19 protein-coding genes are annotated in these 18959 nt (G+C 63.7%); 14 read left to right on the top strand and 5 right to left on the bottom strand.

The features are described from left to right. Positions 1 to 120: 120 nt before the first annotated feature. From EO245_RS08750 to EO245_RS08735, 4 genes are all read left to right on the top strand, one after another. Positions 121 to 798 carry a 50S ribosomal protein L25/general stress protein Ctc gene (locus EO245_RS08750; protein ID WP_128892559.1) on the top strand — a complete coding sequence of 226 codons (678 nt, stop codon included), beginning with the start codon at positions 121 to 123 and terminating at the stop codon, positions 796 to 798. Between the two features lie 142 nt (positions 799 to 940). Then, on the top strand, positions 941 to 1510 hold the full coding sequence (gene pth / locus EO245_RS08745; RefSeq protein ID WP_128892558.1) for an aminoacyl-tRNA hydrolase: 570 nt from the start codon (positions 941 to 943) through the stop codon (positions 1508 to 1510). A gap of 37 nt (positions 1511 to 1547) precedes the next feature. Further along, on the top strand, positions 1548 to 2546 hold the full coding sequence (locus EO245_RS08740) for an SDR family oxidoreductase (RefSeq protein ID WP_128892557.1): 999 nt from the start codon (positions 1548 to 1550) through the stop codon (positions 2544 to 2546). A 151-nt stretch (positions 2547 to 2697) separates the two neighbouring features. Then, positions 2698 to 3063 (top strand): PEP-CTERM sorting domain-containing protein, encoded by a 366-nt coding sequence (locus EO245_RS08735; protein WP_234026863.1) that lies wholly within the window; start codon positions 2698 to 2700, stop codon positions 3061 to 3063. 36 nt (positions 3064 to 3099) lie between these two features. Here the strand turns inward: EO245_RS08735 and EO245_RS08730 are convergent, their stop codons facing one another. Then, positions 3100 to 4230, bottom strand: a complete 1131-nt coding sequence (locus tag EO245_RS08730; protein ID WP_128892556.1) for a tetratricopeptide repeat protein — start codon at positions 4228 to 4230, stop codon at positions 3100 to 3102. A gap of 179 nt (positions 4231 to 4409) precedes the next feature. Between EO245_RS08730 and EO245_RS08725 the strand changes: the two genes are divergently transcribed. After that, complete coding sequence (locus tag EO245_RS08725) at positions 4410 to 5108, top strand: cistern family PEP-CTERM protein (protein WP_234026862.1); 699 nt, start codon at positions 4410 to 4412, stop codon at positions 5106 to 5108. Between the two features lie 78 nt (positions 5109 to 5186). On the opposite strand, the gene EO245_RS08720 is transcribed toward EO245_RS08725, so the two are convergent. After that, positions 5187 to 6704, bottom strand: a complete 1518-nt coding sequence (locus EO245_RS08720; protein WP_128892555.1) for a tetratricopeptide repeat protein — start codon at positions 6702 to 6704, stop codon at positions 5187 to 5189. Between the two features lie 99 nt (positions 6705 to 6803). Between EO245_RS08720 and ychF the strand changes: the two genes are divergently transcribed. The 4 genes from ychF to EO245_RS08700 are packed head-to-tail and all read left to right on the top strand — an operon-like array spanning position 6804 to position 10020. Continuing rightward, a complete protein-coding gene (gene ychF / locus EO245_RS08715) occupies positions 6804 to 7904 on the top strand; it encodes a redox-regulated ATPase YchF (RefSeq protein ID WP_128892554.1) in 1101 nt (366 codons plus the stop codon). A gap of 58 nt (positions 7905 to 7962) precedes the next feature. Next, on the top strand, positions 7963 to 8763 hold the full coding sequence (locus tag EO245_RS08710) for a DUF1206 domain-containing protein (RefSeq protein ID WP_128892553.1): 801 nt from the start codon (positions 7963 to 7965) through the stop codon (positions 8761 to 8763). A gap of 42 nt (positions 8764 to 8805) precedes the next feature. Beyond that, complete coding sequence (locus tag EO245_RS08705) at positions 8806 to 9543, top strand: MauE/DoxX family redox-associated membrane protein (RefSeq protein ID WP_199798641.1); 738 nt, start codon at positions 8806 to 8808, stop codon at positions 9541 to 9543. Between the two features lie 15 nt (positions 9544 to 9558). Then, positions 9559 to 10020 (top strand): MaoC family dehydratase, encoded by a 462-nt coding sequence (locus EO245_RS08700; protein ID WP_128892551.1) that lies wholly within the window; start codon positions 9559 to 9561, stop codon positions 10018 to 10020. Positions 10021 to 10032: 12 nt separating this feature from the next. Here the strand turns inward: EO245_RS08700 and EO245_RS08695 are convergent, their stop codons facing one another. Beyond that, positions 10033 to 10512 (bottom strand): hypothetical protein, encoded by a 480-nt coding sequence (locus EO245_RS08695; protein ID WP_128892550.1) that lies wholly within the window; start codon positions 10510 to 10512, stop codon positions 10033 to 10035. After that, a complete protein-coding gene (gene mutL, locus EO245_RS08690) occupies positions 10512 to 12299 on the bottom strand; it encodes a DNA mismatch repair endonuclease MutL (protein ID WP_128892549.1) in 1788 nt (595 codons plus the stop codon). The genes EO245_RS08695 and mutL overlap by 1 nt, the downstream gene beginning before the upstream one ends. A 192-nt stretch (positions 12300 to 12491) precedes the next feature. On the opposite strand from mutL, the gene EO245_RS08685 reads away from it, so the two are divergent. From EO245_RS08685 to rodA, 5 genes are read left to right on the top strand one after another with little or no spacing between them, the layout of a single operon-like run. Beyond that, positions 12492 to 13535: a rod shape-determining protein gene (locus EO245_RS08685; protein ID WP_128892548.1), complete on the top strand. Its 1044-nt coding sequence runs from the start codon at positions 12492 to 12494 to the stop codon at positions 13533 to 13535. Positions 13536 to 13554: 19 nt separating this feature from the next. Then, the gene (gene mreC / locus EO245_RS08680) at positions 13555 to 14451 is read left to right on the top strand and encodes a rod shape-determining protein MreC (protein WP_128892547.1); all 897 of its coding nucleotides are present in this window, start codon (positions 13555 to 13557) and stop codon (positions 14449 to 14451) included. After that, entirely contained in the window at positions 14451 to 15002 is a 552-nt protein-coding gene (gene mreD, locus EO245_RS08675; protein ID WP_128892546.1) for a rod shape-determining protein MreD, read from the top strand. The genes mreC and mreD overlap by 1 nt, the downstream gene beginning before the upstream one ends. Beyond that, positions 15002 to 17053 (top strand): penicillin-binding protein 2, encoded by a 2052-nt coding sequence (mrdA, locus tag EO245_RS08670; protein ID WP_128892545.1) that lies wholly within the window; start codon positions 15002 to 15004, stop codon positions 17051 to 17053. Before mreD ends, mrdA begins: the two co-directional genes overlap by 1 nt. Continuing rightward, positions 17050 to 18165, top strand: coding sequence for a rod shape-determining protein RodA (gene rodA / locus EO245_RS08665; RefSeq protein ID WP_128892544.1), 1116 nt, complete (start codon positions 17050 to 17052; stop codon positions 18163 to 18165). Before mrdA ends, rodA begins: the two co-directional genes overlap by 4 nt. 16 nt (positions 18166 to 18181) lie before the next feature. Here rodA and EO245_RS08660 read toward each other — a convergent pair whose 3' ends face one another. Beyond that, complete coding sequence (locus tag EO245_RS08660; RefSeq protein ID WP_164931293.1) at positions 18182 to 18904, bottom strand: LuxR family transcriptional regulator; 723 nt, start codon at positions 18902 to 18904, stop codon at positions 18182 to 18184. Positions 18905 to 18959 lie beyond the last annotated feature (55 nt).

The following is an 18959-nucleotide window of genomic DNA, read 5'->3' as shown; positions in this document are numbered from 1 at the left end:
CGCAAGGTTCGCTTGCATTGCGCTGCGTTTGCCCGTAATGGCGCGCCCTTCGCGGCCATGTGCATCCCTGGAGGCGTGGCGCGAAAAAGTACCAATAACGCATTTCGAAAGGTAACGATCATGAGCGACGCTCTGACACTGCCGGCCGAGGCGCGCGAACGGGCTGGCAAGGGAGCCTCCCGTGCACTGCGTCGTGAAGGCCGTGTTCCCGCTGTAATCTACGGCGGCAAGGATGAACCGACTACCATCCACGTCGAAGAGAAGCAGCTTACCAAGCTCCTCATGACGGGCCACTTCATGAACTCGATCGTCGAGATCGAGCTCGGCAAGGACAAGGTTCGCACCCTGCCCAAGGACGTCGCCCTGCATCCGGTTTCCGACCGCCCGACCCACGTCGACTTCCTGCGCCTCGCAAAGGGCGCGAAGATCGACGTCAGCGTCCCGGTCGTGTTCGTCAACGAAGAAGCTTCGCCGGGCCTCAAGAAGGGCGGCGTTCTCAACATCGTTCGCCACGAACTCGAGCTGGTCTGCGAAACGGACAAGATCCCGGGCGAAATCGAGATCGACGTCACCGGCAAGGAAGTCGGCGATTCGATCCACATCAGCGAAGTCAAGCTGCCGGAAGGCAGCGAGAGCGCCATCACCGACCGCGATTTCACCATCGCGACTCTGGTCGCTCCGTCGGCGCTGAAGAAGTCCGAAGACGAAGCTGCTGCCGAGGATGAGGTCGAAGAGACCGAAGTCACCGAGCAGGACGCTGAGACCGTCGAAGGCGAGAGCGAACAGTCCGACGACTGATCCTCGCTTCAGGCAAGATCACCAAAGGCGCCGGTCCAGGAATGGGCCGGCGTTTTTGTTTGTCCGGCACATTTATCCGCGGGCTGTCGAACGCCCTCCCTCCAGCGCTTGAGGGGCTCGCGCAGCATGCTAAAGGCGACCGATGCAGATTTGGGCAGGCCTAGGAAACCCCGGACCGCAATATTCCATGCACCGGCACAACGTCGGATTCATGGCGTGCGATGTCATTGCCGAAATGCACGGTTTCGGGCCGGTGCAGAAGAAATTCCAGGGGTGGGTCCAGGAAGGCCGGATCGGGCGCGAGAAGATCATCCTGCTCAAGCCCGCGACCTTCATGAACGAGAGCGGCCGCAGCGTCGGCGAGGCAATGCGCTTCTACAAGCTCGACCTCGACGCCCTCACCGTCTTTCATGACGAACTCGACCTCGCACCGTTCAAGGTAAAGGTGAAGCGTGGCGGCGGGCATGCGGGGCACAATGGGCTGCGCTCGATCGACCGGCACCTCGGCGCGGAATTCCGCCGCGTTCGCATCGGCATCGGCCACCCCGGGCACAAGGAGCGGGTTCATGGTCATGTGCTCGGCAATTACGCCAAGGCGGAACAGGACGACCTCGTCCAGATGCTCGGCGCGATCGGGGCCGAGGCGGAATGGCTCGCTGCAGGAGATGACGCGCGCTTCATGAGCGATGTTGCGCTTCGCATGCAAAACTGATTTTCTCCGCTCCGAGGGGAGCCATAGGAGAGACTGCATGCCATCGATCGACCGCCGCACGCTTCTGGCCGGAGCCGCCGCAACAACCGCACTGGCCGCCACTGCCGCCCGGTCGCAGGACGACATGGTCCAGGCCGAGCCCGATCTGTCGGGCAAGGCAATCATCATCACCGGCTGTTCCTCGGGTTTCGGCAGGCTGGGAGCCGAGCACTACGCACGCCGGGGCGCAAAGGTATTCGCGACCATGCGCAACCTGCCCCGCCCTGAATCCGACGAGCTTCGCCAGCTGGCAAGGGATGAGAATCTCGACCTTCACGTCATTGAAATTGATGTGCTTTCCGATGCGCAGGTCGCAGCCGGGGTTGCCGAGGCCGAGCGGATCAATGGCGGCCCGCTCGACGTGCTGGTCAACAATGCCGGTATCGGCGTGTCCGGCCCGGTCGAAGTCCAGGACATGGAAGCGACCAAGCTCATCTTCGATACCAACGTGCTCGGCTGCCATCGCATGGTGCGCGCGGTCCTGCCCGGCATGCGATCGCAGAAATCGGGCGCGATCTTCCAGATTTCATCGCAGCTCGGCCGGGTGATCGTGCCCTATGCGGGTCACTATTCCGCGACCAAGTTCGCCCTCGAAGCGATGGGCGAGCAGCTCGCCTATGAGCTCGTGCCGCACAATATCGACGTCACGATCATCGAACCCGGCGGCTATCCGACCGAGGTCTGGGTCAATCGCAACATCTACACCAAGGCGCTGAAGGAGCGCGCTTCGGCGGCGCATACCGACGGCTACCAGCAGGTCGTTGCACGGATGGGAGAGGAAGACGGCTCGCGCCGCACAGCCGATCCGATGGATGTGCCCAATGCGATCGCGCGCGTCCTTGCCATGCCGCCCGGCACCCGTCCGCTGCGCATGCCGGTCCATCCGGGGGCCAAGCCACAGATCCCGATCAACGAGGTGACGGCGAAGGTGCAGACCGAATGGCTCGGCCAGTCGCCCTTCGGCCCGATGATCAAGGCCGTCCACAACCGGTCCTAGCGTTCTCCGGCCTGTCGGAAACTCTTACATCGACCTGCTGCGGTAAGGTGCATTAACCACTGAAGCCCGCACAGTCCCTCATTTGGCACAGCCCTTGCGTCCTCCAGCGTAAACCATTGTTCGACGCTTTCGAGAGACTGGGGGAATACGAATGAGCATGAAGAAGAAGATGATCGCCCTCGCGGCAGTCGCTTCGGTCGGTATCGCGGCACCTGCTGCTGCTACCTGGAGCTGGTGGGGCGGTAGCTCGGGCGGTAGCTGGGGCGGTAGCTGGTATTCCGGCGGTTCGCACAGCCACTACAAGGGCTGCGGCCACTACACCGGCAGCTCGTCGGGCGGTTACAGCTCGACCTCGGGCGGCTCTACGACCACCGGTGGCTCGACCACTTCGGGCGGTTCGACGACCTCGGGCGGTTCGAGCGGCGGTACGCCGGTTCCGGCACCGGGCATGCTCGGCATCTTCGGTCTCGGCCTGATCGGTCTCGGCTTCGCCCGTCGCCGCAATCGCCGCGGCTGATAGCAAGCTTCGAAAACTGGAAAGCGCGGGCTGGCCTCAGGGTCGGCCCGCGTTTTCGATTCCTGCCTTGAGCGCCAAGTCGCGCACGTAATCGGGAGCACCGGCCTGCGCGACCACGGGCACAAGCACGCGGCGCGCATTGGCGTTGTCACCGCGGCTGAGGAAGACTTCCGCAAGCAGCGCCGCACTACCCGGATGCTCCGGGAAACGGGCGTTGAGGCGGCGCAGGATCGATTCTGCAAGCGCGACCTGTTCCGCCTCGAGCAGAGTGCGCGCATAGAGCAGCTGCCCGTCGGGATTGTCGCGCATGTCGCGTTCGACCCGCTGGAGCTTGCTGCGGGCATCGTCCCATTCGCCCCGCTCGACATCGAGCCGTGCAGCAAGGAAAGCGAAGTCAACGTCCTGCGGTGCCTTCGCATAGGCGTCTTCGATCAGCGGCGCAGCCTCGTCGACGCGCCCGCTTTCGGCCAGCTGGCGAATACGTCCGATCATTGCATCGCGGCTCTCGGGATAGAGCTTGCTGGCAGTCTCGTAATGTGCGAGCGCCTGCGCACCCTTGCCCTCGGCGATTGCAACTCCCGCCTTGGCGAGCAGCGCGCCCAGGGCCTTCGGATCCTCGGCGTAAGCGGAAGCCGCATAGGTCGCCGCCGTTTCGCGATCGCCATCGGCCAGCGCAAACAGGGCATAGTCAGCATGCAACGCCGCTTTCGGCCCATCGGCCTCCAATCCAGCCTTCATGGCCTCGCGTGCCTCGTCGATCCGGTCGTCGGCGACCAGCGCGAGGGCACGGATACGGGCAGCTTCCGCGCTCGACATATCCGCCAGCAAGGCCAGCGCATCCTCGGGCCGACCGCGCAGGACTTCGGCCTCCGCCCTCAGCAGGGATGCATCGCCAAGCTCGACACCTTCTGCCGACAGGCGCTCGAGAGCCGCAAGGGTGCCCTCCCCGTCGCGTAGCTTGAGCTGTGTCCTGGCGAGCAATTCGAGCAGGACCACATCCGACGGATTGTCCTTGAGCGCGCTCGTCAGCTCGAGCCGCGCCGCCGTGTATTCGTTCCCGGCGAAATAGGCCTGCGCATCGGCGAGTTTCTCCTCGGGCGACTGGCTGCAGCCGGCGAGCAGGACGAGCGCACCAAGCGCAGTCGTGAGCGTGCGGTTCTTCAACATGCTCTCGCTTTAACCAAACCGTCTAAAGTTTCGGTGAAGCCGCCCTGCTACGTCGTTCAAGTCGCTGAGCGCGCGTCGAAATTCTTGACAATCCGCGATGCGCGCGTGCGCGGTTAACCTTCGAAACCCGCACAAAACGGCACGTGGCACATTCGTTGCATCGTCTTGCGTAAACCATCGTGGAGGGTATCCGAATGTTCAACCGCCTGATCCTTGCAACGGCCGTCGCTGCCAGCGCCGCAATGGCGACGCCTGCAATGGCGGAGCCGATCCTGCTCGACAGCAGCAATATCGGCGACAGCTTCACCATCGATTACGATGGCTTCGCGGACGGCACGACCCTCAGCGGCCTGTCAGCCTCGACGACCTTCACGCTGACGGCAATCGACGGCTCGACCTACGAGTTCGACTACACGGTCACCAACACCACGGACGGTGCCGGTGTCGACTCGCGTCTTTCGAGCTTCGCATTCAACACCGACCCCGACATCGTCGGCGCAAGCTCGACCGGCCTCTACAACTTCGTCGTGACCGATTCGAACTATCCGAACGGCATCGGCACGGTCGACGTCTGCTTCAAGGCAGCACGCACCAACAGCTGCGCAGGCAACTCGGGCGGCCTTTTCGCCGGTGAGACCGGCAGCGGTTCGCTGATCCTCGACTTCGGCACTGCCCCGACTTCGATTACGCTCGACGATTTCTTCGTGCGCTACCAGTCGATCAGCGGCATCGACGGTGTCACCTCGGCAAGCGGTCGCCAGACGAGCAGTTCGTCCTCGAGCGGCGGTACGCCGGTTCCGGCTCCGGGCATGCTCGGCATCTTCGGCCTCGGGCTCATCGGTCTCGGCCTGGCTCGCCGCCGTCGCAAGACTGCATGACGCTTTTCTAGCCTGACGTACGCATCGGGCTGACCCAGGGAGCCCCGCTTGCACAAGCGGGGCTTTCTCTTTGTAGCGCTAGCCGCGTTCGGCTTTTGCCAGGCGCTGGGCGATTGCGGTGTTGTCGGGGTCGAGCGCACTGGCGCGGCGCAATAGCTGTGTTCCCCGCATTTTGTCGCGACCGGTCGAGAACAACAGCCAGCCCGCGGTGTCCATGACCGACGGGTGATCCGGCGCAATCTCGAGCGCGCGAAGAGCGATATCGGTCGCTTCCGCCTTTTCGCCGAGCTGCGATTTGGCGAAGGCAAGATTGTTGAGCACCATTGCATTGGGCGTACGGCTGCGCGCATCGATCGCCTCGTAAGCGGAAACGGCCTTAGCCCACTGGCGATTGCGCAAGGCCGTGTCGCCCTTCGCCAATTCGCCGCCAATCCACTCGGGCGAAGGTTGCCGCGCGCGCGTCGCAAAGCGTTCTGCAGCCGGATCCTTCAGAGCCCTTGCCGCCTTGGTGGCAATTTCGAGTTCGGCAGGCGTCGCATCGGGTCGCTCGGCAATCGCGCGGATCGTCGCGAGCGCACCAGCGGCGTCCCCGCTTTCAAGCTTCGCCTCGGCGAGCAGTCCGCGCGGCTTGCGCGAAGCGGGACTGCGCGACACGAGCGGAGAGAGCCATGTGCGGGACTGCTCGACCTGTCCGACGCGCAACAGCGCCTCGGCATAGACCAGCTGCAGCCCGGGGTTTTCACGCATTTCAGGTTCGATCTTCTGGAGCAGGCTGCGCGCCTTCTCCCACTCGCCCTGGCCTGCGGCAACGCGCGCCCTGAGCCCGGTGATGCGCGCATCGGTCGCAAAATTACCGCTGCGATTGTCCAAAACCTCCGCCGCATCGTCGAAACGGCCACTTTCCGTCAGCGCACCTGCGCGACCGAGCAGTGCGGCCACGCTTTCCGGATAGCGGTCATGCGCTTTCTCGAAATGCGCCAGTGACTGAGGAAGCCGGTTGTCGCCCGATGCGATATCGCCGCTTACCAGCAGGCCTTCGAGGTTCCCGGCATCCGCCGCGAGGCTGCGAGTTGCAAATTCGCGGGCTTTCTGACGGTCGCCGCGCAGCAATTCGAAACGCGAAGCGGTCGCGAGCAGGCTTGCGTCGTTGGCGCCGGCTTCCGCCAGGCTGCGCTCCAATTCCTCGGAAGCCTTCACCACCTTGCCCTCGCCAATGAAGGCGAGAACCCGCAAGCGTGACGCATCGGCGCCCCCGCTGCCGGAAAGCCTCTCGATCGCCGCATCGAAACGGCCCCGAAGCACATCCGCCTCGGCCATCATCAGGGTGACTTCATCACCTGCAGGCAGCTTGTCGAGCGTGGTGGCCGCACCCTCCCCGTCACCGATCGCGAGCTGTGCCTCGGCGAGCATTCGCAGCATAGTCTCGTCACCCGGCTTGTCCTTGAGCGCCGACACCAGATCGAGGCGCGCCTGCGAATACAGGTTTTGCGCCATGTTCTCTTCGGCACGCGTCTGCTTTTCTTCCGGCGTCATGCCGCAGCCGGCAAGGGCAGCGCTGGCCAAAGCGACGAGGGCCAAATTGCGGATGGTTTTCATCCCTCCGCCGTAGCCGCGGAGGCTAAAGAACTCGTGAAGCTGGCGTTTACCGCTCGCCAAGGCTAAAGGCCGCCGCCAGTTCTTAATCCGGAGTATTCGATGGGTTTCCGCTGTGGAATCGTCGGGCTGCCCAACGTCGGCAAGTCCACCCTGTTCAACGCCCTGACCGAAACGCAGAAGGCAGAGGCGGCCAACTATCCGTTCTGCACGATCGAGCCGAACGTCGGCCAGGTGTCGGTGCCTGACGAACGGCTCGACAAGATCGCCGCAATTGCGCAGTCGGCGAAGATCATCCCGACCCAGCTCGCGTTCGTCGACATTGCCGGCCTCGTTAAGGGTGCGAGCCAGGGCGAAGGCCTAGGCAACCAGTTCCTCGGCAACATCCGCGAAGTCGACGCAATCGTGCACGTCCTGCGCTGCTTCGAGGACGACGACATCCAGCACGTGAGCAACAAGGTCGATCCCATCGCCGACGCCGAAGTCGTCGAGACCGAACTGATGCTCTCCGACATCGAAAGCCTCGAAAAGCGCGTCGAGAACGCCAAGCGCCGCTCAACCGGTGGCGACAAGGAAGCAAAGGCGCTCGCCAGCGTGCTCGGCCAGGCGCTCGACCTGCTCAAGAGCGGCAAGCCTGCACGTCTCGTCGAACCGAAGGACGACGAAGAAGCGCGCCTGTTCGCGCAGGCCCAGCTGCTTACCGCCAAGCCGGTGCTCTATGTCTGCAACGTGGCTGAGGAGGATGCAGCCGAGGGCAATGCCCTGTCGCAGCAGGTTTTCGCCAAGGCCGCAGAAGAGGGCGCGCAAGCCGTGGTCGTCTCCGCCGCTATCGAAGCCGAACTGGTCGGCATGCCGCCGGAAGATCGCGTCGAGTTTCTCGCCGATCTCGGTCTGGAAGAAAGCGGCCTCGCGCGCGTGATCAAGGCCGGTTACGCGCTGCTCGGTCTGCAGACCTTCTTCACCGCTGGCCCCAAGGAAGCCCGTGCCTGGACCTACCCGGCCGGCGCGAAGGCTCCGCAGGCGGCGGGCGAAATCCACACCGACTTCGAACGCGGCTTCATCCGTGCAGAAACGATCGCCTATGACGACTACGTCACGCTCGGCGGCGAGAGCGGTGCGCGCGATGCCGGCAAGCTGCGTCAGGAAGGCAAGGAGTACGAAGTGCAGGACGGCGACGTCATGCTCTTCAAGTTCAACGTCTAGGGACCGTTTTTCGCATTTGACCGTTGGCCCCTCGAACAAGGATTTCGGGGAAAATGCCATGGTCGACAAATCGGAAAAGTTCAGCTGGCTAGTTCGCATCGGCTATTTCAGCCGCGCGATCCTGTATTCGGTATTGGGGCTGATCGCCCTCACCAACGCCGGACAGATCAGCGAAGGCACCGACGGCATCTTCAAAGCGATCGAGGACTTCCCGCTGGGTAGCCTCGTTCTGTGGCTTATGGTCGTCGGGCTGCTCGCCTATGCGCTGTTCCGCTTTTGCTCGACCTTCTTCGATATCGAGAACCATGGTTCCGACACGATCGGCTGGGGCAAGCGCCTCGGCCATGCGGGTAGCGCCATCGGGCACCTTGCCCTCGCCTATTCGGCCTTCGCCTTTGCCAATGGCAGCGGCGGCGGATCGGGTGGCGGTGCGCAGGAAGCTGCGGCCGGCGTCCTCTCGATCGAATTCGGCGGGCTGGTGATCGGCATTCTCGGCATCGCCTTCTTCCTCGCCGCGTTCAATCAGGCGAAGAAGGCCTACACTGCGAGTTTCATGAACCGCATTGCACATGGCGCGCCCTCGCAAACCAAGCTGCTCGGACGGATCGGCTATTCGGCGCGCACCATCGTCTTCGTGGTCATCGGCTGGTCGCTCATGAAGGCAGGCTTCGGGTCGAGCGGAGCGAGCCAGGTCAAGACGCTGGGGGATGCAGTCGCATCGCTCGCGGGCAACGGCACGCTGTTCACGCTTACGGCAGTCGGCCTGCTGATCTTCGGCATCTTCAGCCTGGTGCTCGCGCGTTACCGGATCATTCCCGATCTCGGGAAAGATGGCCGGGTCCCCTCGTTCCGCGCCTGATCGCTTGCTTGAAAATACCCCCTGGGGGTATACATAGCCTCCATGAGCAAGACCGCGAAACTCTATCGCATGGTGATGGACAAGCATGTCTGTCCCTATGGCATCAAGTCGAAGCACCTGCTTGAGAGCAAGGGCTACTCGGTCGAGGACCACTGGCTCACGACCCGCGAAGAAACCGACGCGTTCAAGCGCGAGCATGACGTGCAGACGACCCCGCAGACCTTCATCGACGGCAAGCGGATCGGCGGTCACGAGGCGCTGAGAGAGTTCTTCGGCAAGGCGCGCGACCCGAACAAGAAGACCTACCGGCCCGTGCTGGCAGTCTTCGCGGTCGGGCTGGCGCTGGCCGTCTCGCTCAGCCTGTTTTCCTTCGGCACTGCTTTCACCGTCCGCACGGCGGAATGGTTCGTCGCCTTCTCGATGGCGATGCTGGCGATGCTCAAGCTGCAGGATGTCGAGCAATTCTCGACCATGTTCGTCGGATACGACCTGCTCGGCCGCCGCTTCGTCCCCTATGCATACGCCTACCCCTATCTGGAGGCGACAGCAGCGGTGCTGATGGCCGGGCGAATCCTGCCTTGGATCTCGATTCCGGTGGCGTTCGTTATCGGCTCCATCGGCGCGATCAGCGTGTTCTACGCGGTCTATATCCAGAAGCGCGACATCAAATGCGCCTGCGTCGGCGGGAGCGGGAATGTCCCGCTCGGCTTTATCTCCTTGAGCGAGAACCTCGCCATGGTGGGTATGGCGATCTGGATGCTGGTGCGTCCGACGATGTGACGCCATAGAAGCGCGATGCTGTTCTACGAAGACCTCGAAATCGGATCACGCCAGTCCTTCGGCGCATACGAAGTGACCCGCGAGGAGGTGATCGAATTCGCCTCGCGCTACGACCCGCAACCGTTCCACCTCGACGACGAGGCGGCTGCGGAGACACATTTCGGGAAGATTTCCGCCAGCGGCTGGCACACCGGTTCGATGACCATGCGCATGATGGTCGACAACATGGAGGTGAACCGCCAGGCGGGCCTCGGATCGCCGGGCATTGACAAGCTGCGCTGGGTGAAGCCGGTCTATCCGGGCGACACACTGCGCGTCGAAACAGAAATCCTCGCAAAGCGCCGCAGCAAGTCACGGCCGGAAATGGGCCTGTTCCAATCGCGCAGCCGCACCTTCAACCAGAATGACGAGATCGTGCTTGAGATGGAATCGACCGGTCTCATCCGCGTGCGCGATCCCGAAGCACCGATCGAATGAAGCCCGTGCGGCTTAAGCCCCGCACTCCCAGACGCCGTCCAGTTCCAGCGCAGGACGATCGTATTCGTCGGTAATCGTCAGCGATCCGGCATAGTCGGTCAGTTCGGGCGCCTGTCGATTGCCGGTCTGGGGATCGACCGTGATGCGGATGGCATTGGCGAGACCGCTGTATTTCTCGAACGCGCCGTAAGGGAGCTGCTGCGAGCCGGTATCCGAGGCTGCAGTGACGAATTCGCCGTCTCTCTTGAACGCAGCGATCTCCGGCCCCGCAACGAGGAGGATGTCGCCGGCGTCCTCCATCGCGAAATTGCACCCGGCACCGAGCAGCCCCTGCTCTTCAAAATCCTCGAAAGTCATCGGCTGCAACTCGATCGCGACCGGCGGACCGAGAGCATCGCGGTTCATCTGCTCGATGTCGATCGGCTCTTCCGGCTCGGCCTCGGCACAAGCGGCGCAGGCAATGGCCGTGGCAAGCATGAGAGCAATCCGCATCAGTGCCTCCCGAACAGCTTCTCGACGTCTTCCATCGAGAGTTTGACCCACGTCGGCCGCCCATGGTTGCACTGGCCCGAACGAGGCGTTCGCTCCATTTCGCGCAGCAGGGCATTCATCTCCTCGACCGAGAGCGTCCGCCCGGCGCGAACCGAGCCGTGACAAGCCATGGTAGCAAGCACAAGGTCGAGCTTCTCGCCGAGAAGGATCGCCTCGCCATGCTTGGCAATATCGTCTGCAATGTCGCGCAGGAGCGCCTGCGGATCGGCCTTGCGCAGCGCATGGGGGACGGCGCGGACAAGCATCGCGTCCGGCCCGAAGCGCTCCACAACGAGGCCGAGTTCGGAAAGCTTGTCGATCGCGCCTTCGATCCGGTCGCAGTCCGCTTCGTCCATTTCGACGACTTCGGGCATGAGCAGGGCCTGGCTGCGCTTGATCGCATCCTCTGCCCCTGCCGCACGCAGGCGCTCGAGGACGAGCCGCTCGTGCGCCGCGTGCTGGTCGACGATGACCAGCCCGTCCTCGGCCTCGGCCACGACATAGGTGTTGGCGACCTGCCCCCGCGCCACGCCGAGCGGGTACTTCGCTACCGGCTGCTCGGCGACTTCCGCCCTGCCCTGCGGTTCGGCCAGGACCTCGCCGGTCTGGGGATTGTAGGGCGATGGCGCTTCGGAAACGCGCGACTGCGGCGCACTCCAGTCGCGGCCCTCAAAGATCGAGCGAAAGGCCGGTGCCGGCTCTGCAGGCTCCCGCTGCCAGCGAGACATTGCCCCGCTATCCGGCGTCTGCGCACTGCGGCGATCGCCGGTCGAAAGAGCCTGCCGCAAGCCCGAAACGATAAAGCCCCGCACCCCCGCACTGTCGCGGAAACGAACCTCCGTCTTCGCCGGATGGACATTTACGTCGACCTCTTCGGGCGGAACTTCGAGAAACAGCGCCAGCACCGCATGGCGGTCTCGCGCCAGCATGTCGGCATAGGCACCGCGCACCGCACCTGTGAGCAAGCGGTCCTTCACCGGCCGCCCGTTGACGAAGAGATACTGATGATCCGCCACGCCGCGATTGTAGGTCGGCAGACCCGCGAGCCCGGTCAGCCGCATTTCGCCGCGTTCGAGATCAATGGACACGCCGTTGTCGGCCAGTTCACGCGCGATGGTCGCCGGCACGCGCGTCTCGATAGTCTGGCCGGGTTGCAGGTCGAGCACCCGCCGCTCGCCATGCTGGAGTACGAAGCCGATATCGGGCCGCGCCATTGCAAGTCGGCGCACCACGTCGAGCGAGGCAGCATATTCGCTGCGCGGCGTGCGCAGGAACTTGCGGCGCGCGGGAATCTTGTCGAACACTTTCTCGACCGTAACCCGCGTGCCCGGCGGGAGCGCGCATGGCTCGTCGGCGACGACCGCACCGTGATCGACCACCCGCCGCCAGCCTTCGTCCGTGCCGCGCACGCGGCTTTCCAGCGTAAAGCGCGACACGCTCGCAATCGACGGGAGAGCCTCTCCCCGGAAACCGAGCGTCGCGACCTGCTCGATCGCGTCATCGGGCAGCTTGGAGGTCGCATGACGTTCGAGCGCAAGCGACATTTCGTCTGCGCTCATCCCGCACCCATCGTCGGTCACTTCGAGCCGCGTCAGCCCGCCATCGACCAGCGAGACGACGATGCGGGTAGCCCCGGCATCAATGGCATTTTCGACCAATTCCTTGAGCGCGGCAGCCGGACGTTCGACCACCTCGCCGGCGGCGATACGGTTGACGAGATTTTCCGGGAGTCGGCGTATTTGGGGCATGGGCGAACCAGCCTAGCGATGAAACGCCGCTCAGACGAGGTCGGCGGTGCGATTTTCCGCCGTTTGCCGCGATAAACTTTTGGCGTTTTGCCCTGCCATTTTGTAAGGCTTGCGCATCCCTGTCATATCCGGGTCGCAACAGCCGCAGATTCCCGCGGCAACAACCCTGAATTATTACGGAATGTCGCAATAATGAGCTTCCTGTCCAATCTCTTCAAATTCGGTGCCAAGAACCTCGCCATCGACCTCGGCACTGCAAACACGCTGGTCTACGTCCCGGATGAGGGGATCATCCTCAACGAACCGTCCGTCGTCGCGATGGAGACGGTCGAGGGGTTCAAGCGCGTGAAGGCGGTTGGCGACGAAGCGAAGATGATGATGGGCAAGACGCCCGACAGCATCGAAGCGATCCGCCCGCTGCGCGACGGTGTCATCGCCGACATCGAAATCGCCGAGAAGATGATCGAGTACTTCATCAAGAAGGTGAACGGCCGCAACACGCTGTTCAGCTATCCCGAGATCACGATCTGCGTTCCTTCCGGCTCGACCTCGGTCGAACGCCGCGCGATCCGCGATGCAGCCAGCAATGCGGGCGCGAAGGCAGTTTATCTGATCCTCGAACCCATGGCCGCCGCAATCGGCGCCGACATGCCGGTGACCGAACCGGTCGGCTCGATGGTGGTCGATATCGGCGGCGGCACGACCGAAGTCGCAGTCCTTTCGCTACGCGGTCTCGCCTACACCACGTCGGTCCGCACCGGCGGCGACAAGATGGACGAAGCGATTGTCTCCTACGTGCGTCGTCACCACAACCTGCTGATCGGTGAAGCCACGGCCGAGCGGATCAAGAAGGACTACGGCGTCGCGACCGCTCCGGAAGACGGCATCGGCGAGACGATCACGCTCAAGGGTCGTGACCTCGTGAACGGCGTTCCGAAGGAAATCACGATCAACCAGGCGCATATCGCCGACGCGCTGTCGGAACCGATCGGCGCGATCGTCGAGGGCGTGCGCATCGCGCTCGAGAACACCGCTCCGGAACTCGCAGCCGACATCGTCGACCAGGGCATCGTCCTGACCGGCGGCGGCGCGCTGATCCAGGGCCTCGACGTGCACCTTCGCGAAGAGACCGGCCTTCCTGTCACCATTGCGGAAGATCCGCTTTCCTGCGTCGCTGTCGGCACCGGCCGCGCGATGGAGGACCCGATCTACCGCGGCGTCCTGATGACGGCATAAGGGGAAAGGGGGGTCAGGCATGGCGCCGAAAACCTCCCGGCGCTCGAGCAGCTCCCGCCGGGTCCAGTATTCGCTCTTTACCGGTTACGTGCTGGCGTCCGCCGGCGCGTTGCTGGGCGCTGTCCTGCTGTTCTTTTCCCTCACCGGCCGCGAGACCTTCGACGGTCCGCGCACCGTCGCAACCGATGCCGTCGCACCCGTCGGTGAAGCCGCTGCGAGCGCACGGACCGAAAGCCAGGGCTTCTTCGAAAGCATCGCGGGATATTTCCGTGCCGGCAGCCAGAATGCCGAGCTGAAGCGCGAAGTCGAACTCGCACGCATCAGGTTGGCCGAGGCAGAAGCGGTCAAGCAAGAAAACGCGCGCCTCAGGAACCTGCTCGGCTTTTCTGAAGGCGATGCGCCGCCCGTGACCGTAAGCCGCTTGATCGGCTCGACCGCAACCAGCAGCCGCCGCTTCGGCTATATCGGTGCCGGGCGCGATGAGGGCGTGGCCGTCGGCATGCCGGTCCGCAGCCCGCGCGGTGTCGTCGGGCGCGTGCTCGAAGTCGGCAGTTCGACCTCGCGCATTCTCCTCATCACCGACAGTCAGAGCGTCATTCCCGTGCGCCTTGCGAGCGAAGACCGCGACGTCGTCGCCTTTGCCGAAGGGCGCGGTGACGGGCGCGTGAACATCCGCCTGATCAATCTCGGCATCAATCCGCTCGAAGTGGGCGACATTCTCGTGACCAGCGGCACCGGAGGCTATTACCAGCCCGGCATCGCGGTCGCGATCGTCGACGAAGTGACGGGCGACGGCGCCCTCGCCCGCCCGGTGAGCGATCCGGCCGCAACCGGCTATGTCGCGGTCGAGCCGGTCTGGCAGCAGGAAACGGTCGAAGCGGCCCGCACGCCGGCCAACGAACCGTTCGAAGAATAATGGAGCGTTTGAACCCGCAGGCCCGGCGCGACGCCTATGGCAGCCGGATCAACCGGATGCCCTCGCCTGCGCTGGTGATGATCATCCCGCCGGTTTCGATCGTCGTCGCATCGCTCCTGCAGTTCCTGCCCATTGCGAGCGGGCTTCCCTACCTCCCGCCGCTCGGTTTCATGATGCTGGTCGCCTGGCGCATTCACCAGCCTAGCGTCCTGGCGCTCTGGGCCGGCATTCCGCTCGGACTGGTCGACGATCTCTACAGCGGGCAGCCGTTCGGCTCGGCGATCATGCTCTGGTCGCTCACCATTCTCTTGCTCGAGATCATCGAAGTGCGCTTTCCGTGGCGCGGGTTCGGCCAGAACTGGCTGACCTTCGCGGTCCTTTCGACGATCTACATCCTGGTCTGCGCGCTTCTGTCGGGCGCGGCTCCCGGTATTCCCGGACTGATCGCACTGGGACCGCAAATCTTGCTCTCCATCGTACTTTATCCGATGGTGGCCCGCATGGTTGCAAGGCTCGACAGGCTGAGACTCACGCGCTTCAGGGTCGTCTAATGCTGTTTCGCAAGCGGCCGGCCCCTCCGGTCAGCCCGACTATCCTGCAGAACCGCTTCGACCGCCGCACTTTCGTGATTGCGGCGGGCGGCCTTGGCGTGGGCACGCTGCTCGCTGCGCGAATGGCCTACATCGCCATTGCCGAGAATGAGAAATACGAGACCGAGTCGGAGAGCAACCGCGTCAACCTGACGCTGATTCCTCCGCGCCGCGGCTGGATTCTCGATCGCAATGGCGCCCCGCTTGCTTCCAACCGTGCGGATTTCCGCGTCGACATCATTCCCGAACGCACACCCAATCCCGATGCGACGATCGACCAGCTGGGCCAACTGCTCTCGCTCGATGCCGCGCGTATCAGCGACCTGAAGGACGAGGTGGCCAAATCGCGCGGCTTCGCCCCGATCGAAGTCGCAAGCGGTCTTGCCTTCGACCAGTTCGCTGCTGTCAGCGTTCGCCTGCCCGATATGCCGGGCGTCGTCCCGCAGCGCGGGTTCTCACGCTTCTACCCCACCGGTCCCAGCGTCGGTCACCTGATCGGCTATGTCGGCCCAGCATCGGCGGAAGAATACGAGGTCGACCGCAACCCGCTGCTGATCACGCCGGGCTACAAGATCGGCAAGGACGGGCTGGAGAAGCAATTCGAGCAGACCCTGCGCGGTGTCCCCGGTGCGCGGCGTGTCGAAGTGACGGCATCGGGCCGGATCGTGCGCGATCTCGACACGCGCGAGGACGTTCAGGGCGATCCGGTTCGCCTGACCATCGACGGTCCGCTGCAGGATTATGCCGCGCGGCGCATCGGCCTCGAATCCGGCTCCGTGGTCGTGATGGACTGCGAGACCGGCGACCTCCTCTGCATGGCCTCGATGCCGAGCTTCGACCCGAACAGCTTCTCCGACGGGATCGGTCGCGTCGAATATGCCATGCTGCGCGACGACGAGCGCGTCCCGCTGCGTAACAAGGTCCTCAAAGGCCTTTACCCGCCTGGGTCGACCGTGAAGCCCATGGTTTCGATGGCGCTGATGGAACAGGGCATCGACCCTGAGGAGACGGTCTTCTGTGGCGGCGGTCTCAGGGTCGGCAATCGCGTCTTCGGCTGCTGGAACCGGCGCGGCCATGGTGCGGTCAATATGGCCAAGGGCATCTACCAAAGCTGCGACGTCTATTTCTACGCGATGGCGCAGCGGGTCGGCATGGACCCGATCGCCAACATGGCGCGGCGTTGCGGTATGGGGCAGGAGTTCCCCCTCCCGGTCGTCAGCCAGTTCTACGGCACGGTCCCGGACCCCGTGTGGAAGCAGAACAAGTATGGCCGCGAATGGCAGACCTTCGACACCGTCAACGCGACCATCGGGCAAGGCTACATGCTGGCAAATCCGCTTCAGCTTGCGGTCATGTCTGCGCGTATCGCGACGGGCCAGCAGGTCATGCCCAAGCTGGTCGCGGACCGGAAGAAGCCGAGCTTCGCACCCTTCAATTTCCCGCTCGACCAGAAAACCTACATCCGACAGGCGATGAGCGACGTCGTAAACGGTCCCGGCACGGCGGGACGCGGCAGGCTGCCGTTCGACGATATCCTGATCGCGGGCAAGACGGGGACTGCCCAGGTCGTCTCGCTCAGCGTTTCGGACGGTAAGTCCGGCCCATGGAAGTATCGCGACCACGGGCTGTTCATTTTCTTCGCGCCCTTCGACAAGCCGAAATATGCCGGCGCCGTGGTTATCGAGCATGGCGGTGGTTCGGGCGCGGCCTACCCGATCGCGCGCGACGTCACGACATTCCTGTTCGACCCGCAAAAAGGCCTCGAAGCGCTCTACGCCCTTGAAAAGCAGTGGGGCGGTACTGCGCAGGAGCGTCTCGCCCGCAAATACGCAGCCTACGCGGCCGAAGCGGGTGAAGCGGTCCCGCCGGTGCCGCGCCGCGAGGAGGACATCTTCGACCGCGTCGATGCCGAAGCCCGCATGGAGGCCGCCCAGCCCGCGACCCGGGCTGCCGACGCTGCCGAAAACCGCTCGCGCAACGTGGATTCGTCAGCGATCGAGGAAGCGGAATGAACTCGATCATTCCCGCGCCCATCGCCCGCCAGCCCTGGGCGATGCTCATCCCACTGTTCCTGCTGGTGACATTCGGCGCTGCGGTGCTGTTCTCCGCCGCTGGCGGCAATATGCAGCCTTTCGCCTCGTCGCACCTGATCCGCTTCGCCGTCTTCCTGACGATGGCGGTGGTGATGACGCAATTCTCGCGCGGTTTCGTCCAGTTCATGGCCTTCCCCGCCTACGGCATCACCCTGCTGCTGCTGATGGCGGTGGAGGCGATCGGGGCCATGGGCGGCGGCAGCCAGCGCTGGCTCGAACTCGGCTTCATTCGCATCCAGCCTTCCGAGCTGATGAAGCCGGTGCTGGTCCTCGCCCTCGCCCATTTCTATTCGAACCTGCCGTCGGGGCTGATCCAGAGCTGGCGCTCGCTCGTGCCTGCGGGGATCCTGATTGCATTCCCGATGGCACTGGTCCTGCTCCAGCCCGATCTCGGCACCTCGCTCGCCATCGCGTTCGGCGGGGCGGTCGTCATGTTCGTGGCAGGCCTCCCGCTGCGCTGGTTCGTGATGGGAGGGGTCGCTGCAGCAATCGCAGCGCCGCTCGCGTTCTTCTTCGGCCTCAAGGAATACCAGCAGCGCCGGGTGACGACCTTCCTCGACCCCGAAAGCGATCCGCTGGGGGCCGGATATCACATCACCCAGTCGAAGATTGCGATTGGTTCGGGCGGTTTCTCCGGCAAGGGGTTCAACCAGGGCTCGCAAAGCCACCTCAACTACCTGCCCGAGCCGCATACTGATTTCGTATTTGCGACCATGGCAGAGGAATGGGGTCTGCTCGGCGGCTTCGTCGTCCTCCTGTTCTTCGGCCTGATACTTCGCTGGGGCATCCAGGTCGCGGGGCGCGCGAAAGACAGGTTCTCGCGCCTGATGGCCGTCGGCATGGTCGCAACGATTTTCTTCTACGTCGCGATCAACCTGATGATGGTCATGGGCCTGGCGCCGGTCGTCGGCATCCCGCTGCCGTTCATGAGCCATGGCGGATCGTCGATGATGACCAACATGATCTGCATCGGCAGCCTGATGATGATCGACAAATGGAACCGCAAGAAAAGCGGGATCGTTTCCGACTGAACCTTGCCCTGCCGGCTCAGCTGGGAATCACGAGGCCGAGCTTGAGCGCCTTAAGCGTCGCGCCCACGCGGTCATGTGCGCCTAACTTCGCATAGATCCGCTTCGTGTAGGTCCGGATGGTCTCGGGCGAGATACCGATGATCGTTGCGATATCGCCGGATGATTTGCCGTTCACGATCCAGCGCAAGACCTCCATCTCGCGCTCGGAAAGCTCCGGTCCCTCCTTCGCCTTGTCGAGCAGCACGCAAACTCGCTGATGCGCGATCTGGGCGAAGGTCCTTATGCGCAGGATGGCGTCTTCGTCCTCGCTGGTGACCGGCCTGCCGAAGTCGAAACTGGCATAGGCGTTGCGGTTGTTGGGCCCGAACAGTGGCACCCCGAAACCGTGGATCAGCCCCTCCTCGACTGCGAGCTGCGTGAATTCAGCGACTCCGGGTACGTCCTTGCATTCCTCGAGAATGTCTTTCCAGAAGGCGACATTGCCCGATTTCATCACGTACTGGGGTATGGGGTCCTTCGCGCGAAAATCGGGGTCGCCATACCTGTCCGTAAATCCTTTTGGGAAGCCGTCGGCATAGATCATGGCCCGCGGCGATGTCGGCACGTCGAAGCGCGGATAGAAATGATAGGCCTCGCGGATGAAGCCCAGCCTCTCGGCTTCATCGCGCACAAGCTGGAGGACGCTGGCCACGTCATCTTCCTGCGCGATCTCGCGCTCCAGGCTCGTTTCAGGACCCACCCTGTCCCCCTCCTGTAGGACTTGAGGAAAGAACCCCGAAAGAATAACGCGCTTT

Source organism: Erythrobacter sp. HKB08, assembly GCF_004114695.1.
Lineage (GTDB): Bacteria > Pseudomonadota > Alphaproteobacteria > Sphingomonadales > Sphingomonadaceae > Parerythrobacter_A.
Note: the sequence above shows the minus strand (reverse complement) of the source record. Positions and strands in the feature narration are given on the sequence as shown.

Bases quoted from the DNA above. Each gene is read 5' to 3' on its own strand.
- mreD (WP_128892546.1), top strand. From the start codon at position 14,451: ATGGAGCGTTTGAACCCGCAGGCCCGGCGCGACGCCTATGGCAGCCGG.
- pth (WP_128892558.1), top strand. From the start codon at position 941: ATGCAGATTTGGGCAGGCCTAGGAAACCCCGGACCGCAATATTCCATG.
- EO245_RS08735 (WP_234026863.1), top strand. From the start codon at position 2,698: ATGAGCATGAAGAAGAAGATGATCGCCCTCGCGGCAGTCGCTTCGGTC.
- rodA (WP_128892544.1), top strand. From the start codon at position 17,050: ATGAACTCGATCATTCCCGCGCCCATCGCCCGCCAGCCCTGGGCGATG.
- mreC (WP_128892547.1), top strand. From the start codon at position 13,555: ATGGCGCCGAAAACCTCCCGGCGCTCGAGCAGCTCCCGCCGGGTCCAG.
- EO245_RS08695 (WP_128892550.1), bottom strand. From the start codon at position 10,512: ATGCGGATTGCTCTCATGCTTGCCACGGCCATTGCCTGCGCCGCTTGT.
- EO245_RS08740 (WP_128892557.1), top strand. From the start codon at position 1,548: ATGCCATCGATCGACCGCCGCACGCTTCTGGCCGGAGCCGCCGCAACA.
- EO245_RS08685 (WP_128892548.1), top strand. From the start codon at position 12,492: ATGAGCTTCCTGTCCAATCTCTTCAAATTCGGTGCCAAGAACCTCGCC.
- mutL (WP_128892549.1), bottom strand. From the start codon at position 12,299: ATGCCCCAAATACGCCGACTCCCGGAAAATCTCGTCAACCGTATCGCC.
- ychF (WP_128892554.1), top strand. From the start codon at position 6,804: ATGGGTTTCCGCTGTGGAATCGTCGGGCTGCCCAACGTCGGCAAGTCC.
- EO245_RS08710 (WP_128892553.1), top strand. From the start codon at position 7,963: ATGGTCGACAAATCGGAAAAGTTCAGCTGGCTAGTTCGCATCGGCTAT.
- EO245_RS08750 (WP_128892559.1), top strand. From the start codon at position 121: ATGAGCGACGCTCTGACACTGCCGGCCGAGGCGCGCGAACGGGCTGGC.
- EO245_RS08720 (WP_128892555.1), bottom strand. From the start codon at position 6,704: ATGAAAACCATCCGCAATTTGGCCCTCGTCGCTTTGGCCAGCGCTGCC.
- EO245_RS08730 (WP_128892556.1), bottom strand. From the start codon at position 4,230: ATGTTGAAGAACCGCACGCTCACGACTGCGCTTGGTGCGCTCGTCCTG.
- EO245_RS08700 (WP_128892551.1), top strand. From the start codon at position 9,559: ATGCTGTTCTACGAAGACCTCGAAATCGGATCACGCCAGTCCTTCGGC.
- mrdA (WP_128892545.1), top strand. From the start codon at position 15,002: ATGCTGTTTCGCAAGCGGCCGGCCCCTCCGGTCAGCCCGACTATCCTG.
- EO245_RS08705 (WP_199798641.1), top strand. From the start codon at position 8,806: ATGAGCAAGACCGCGAAACTCTATCGCATGGTGATGGACAAGCATGTC.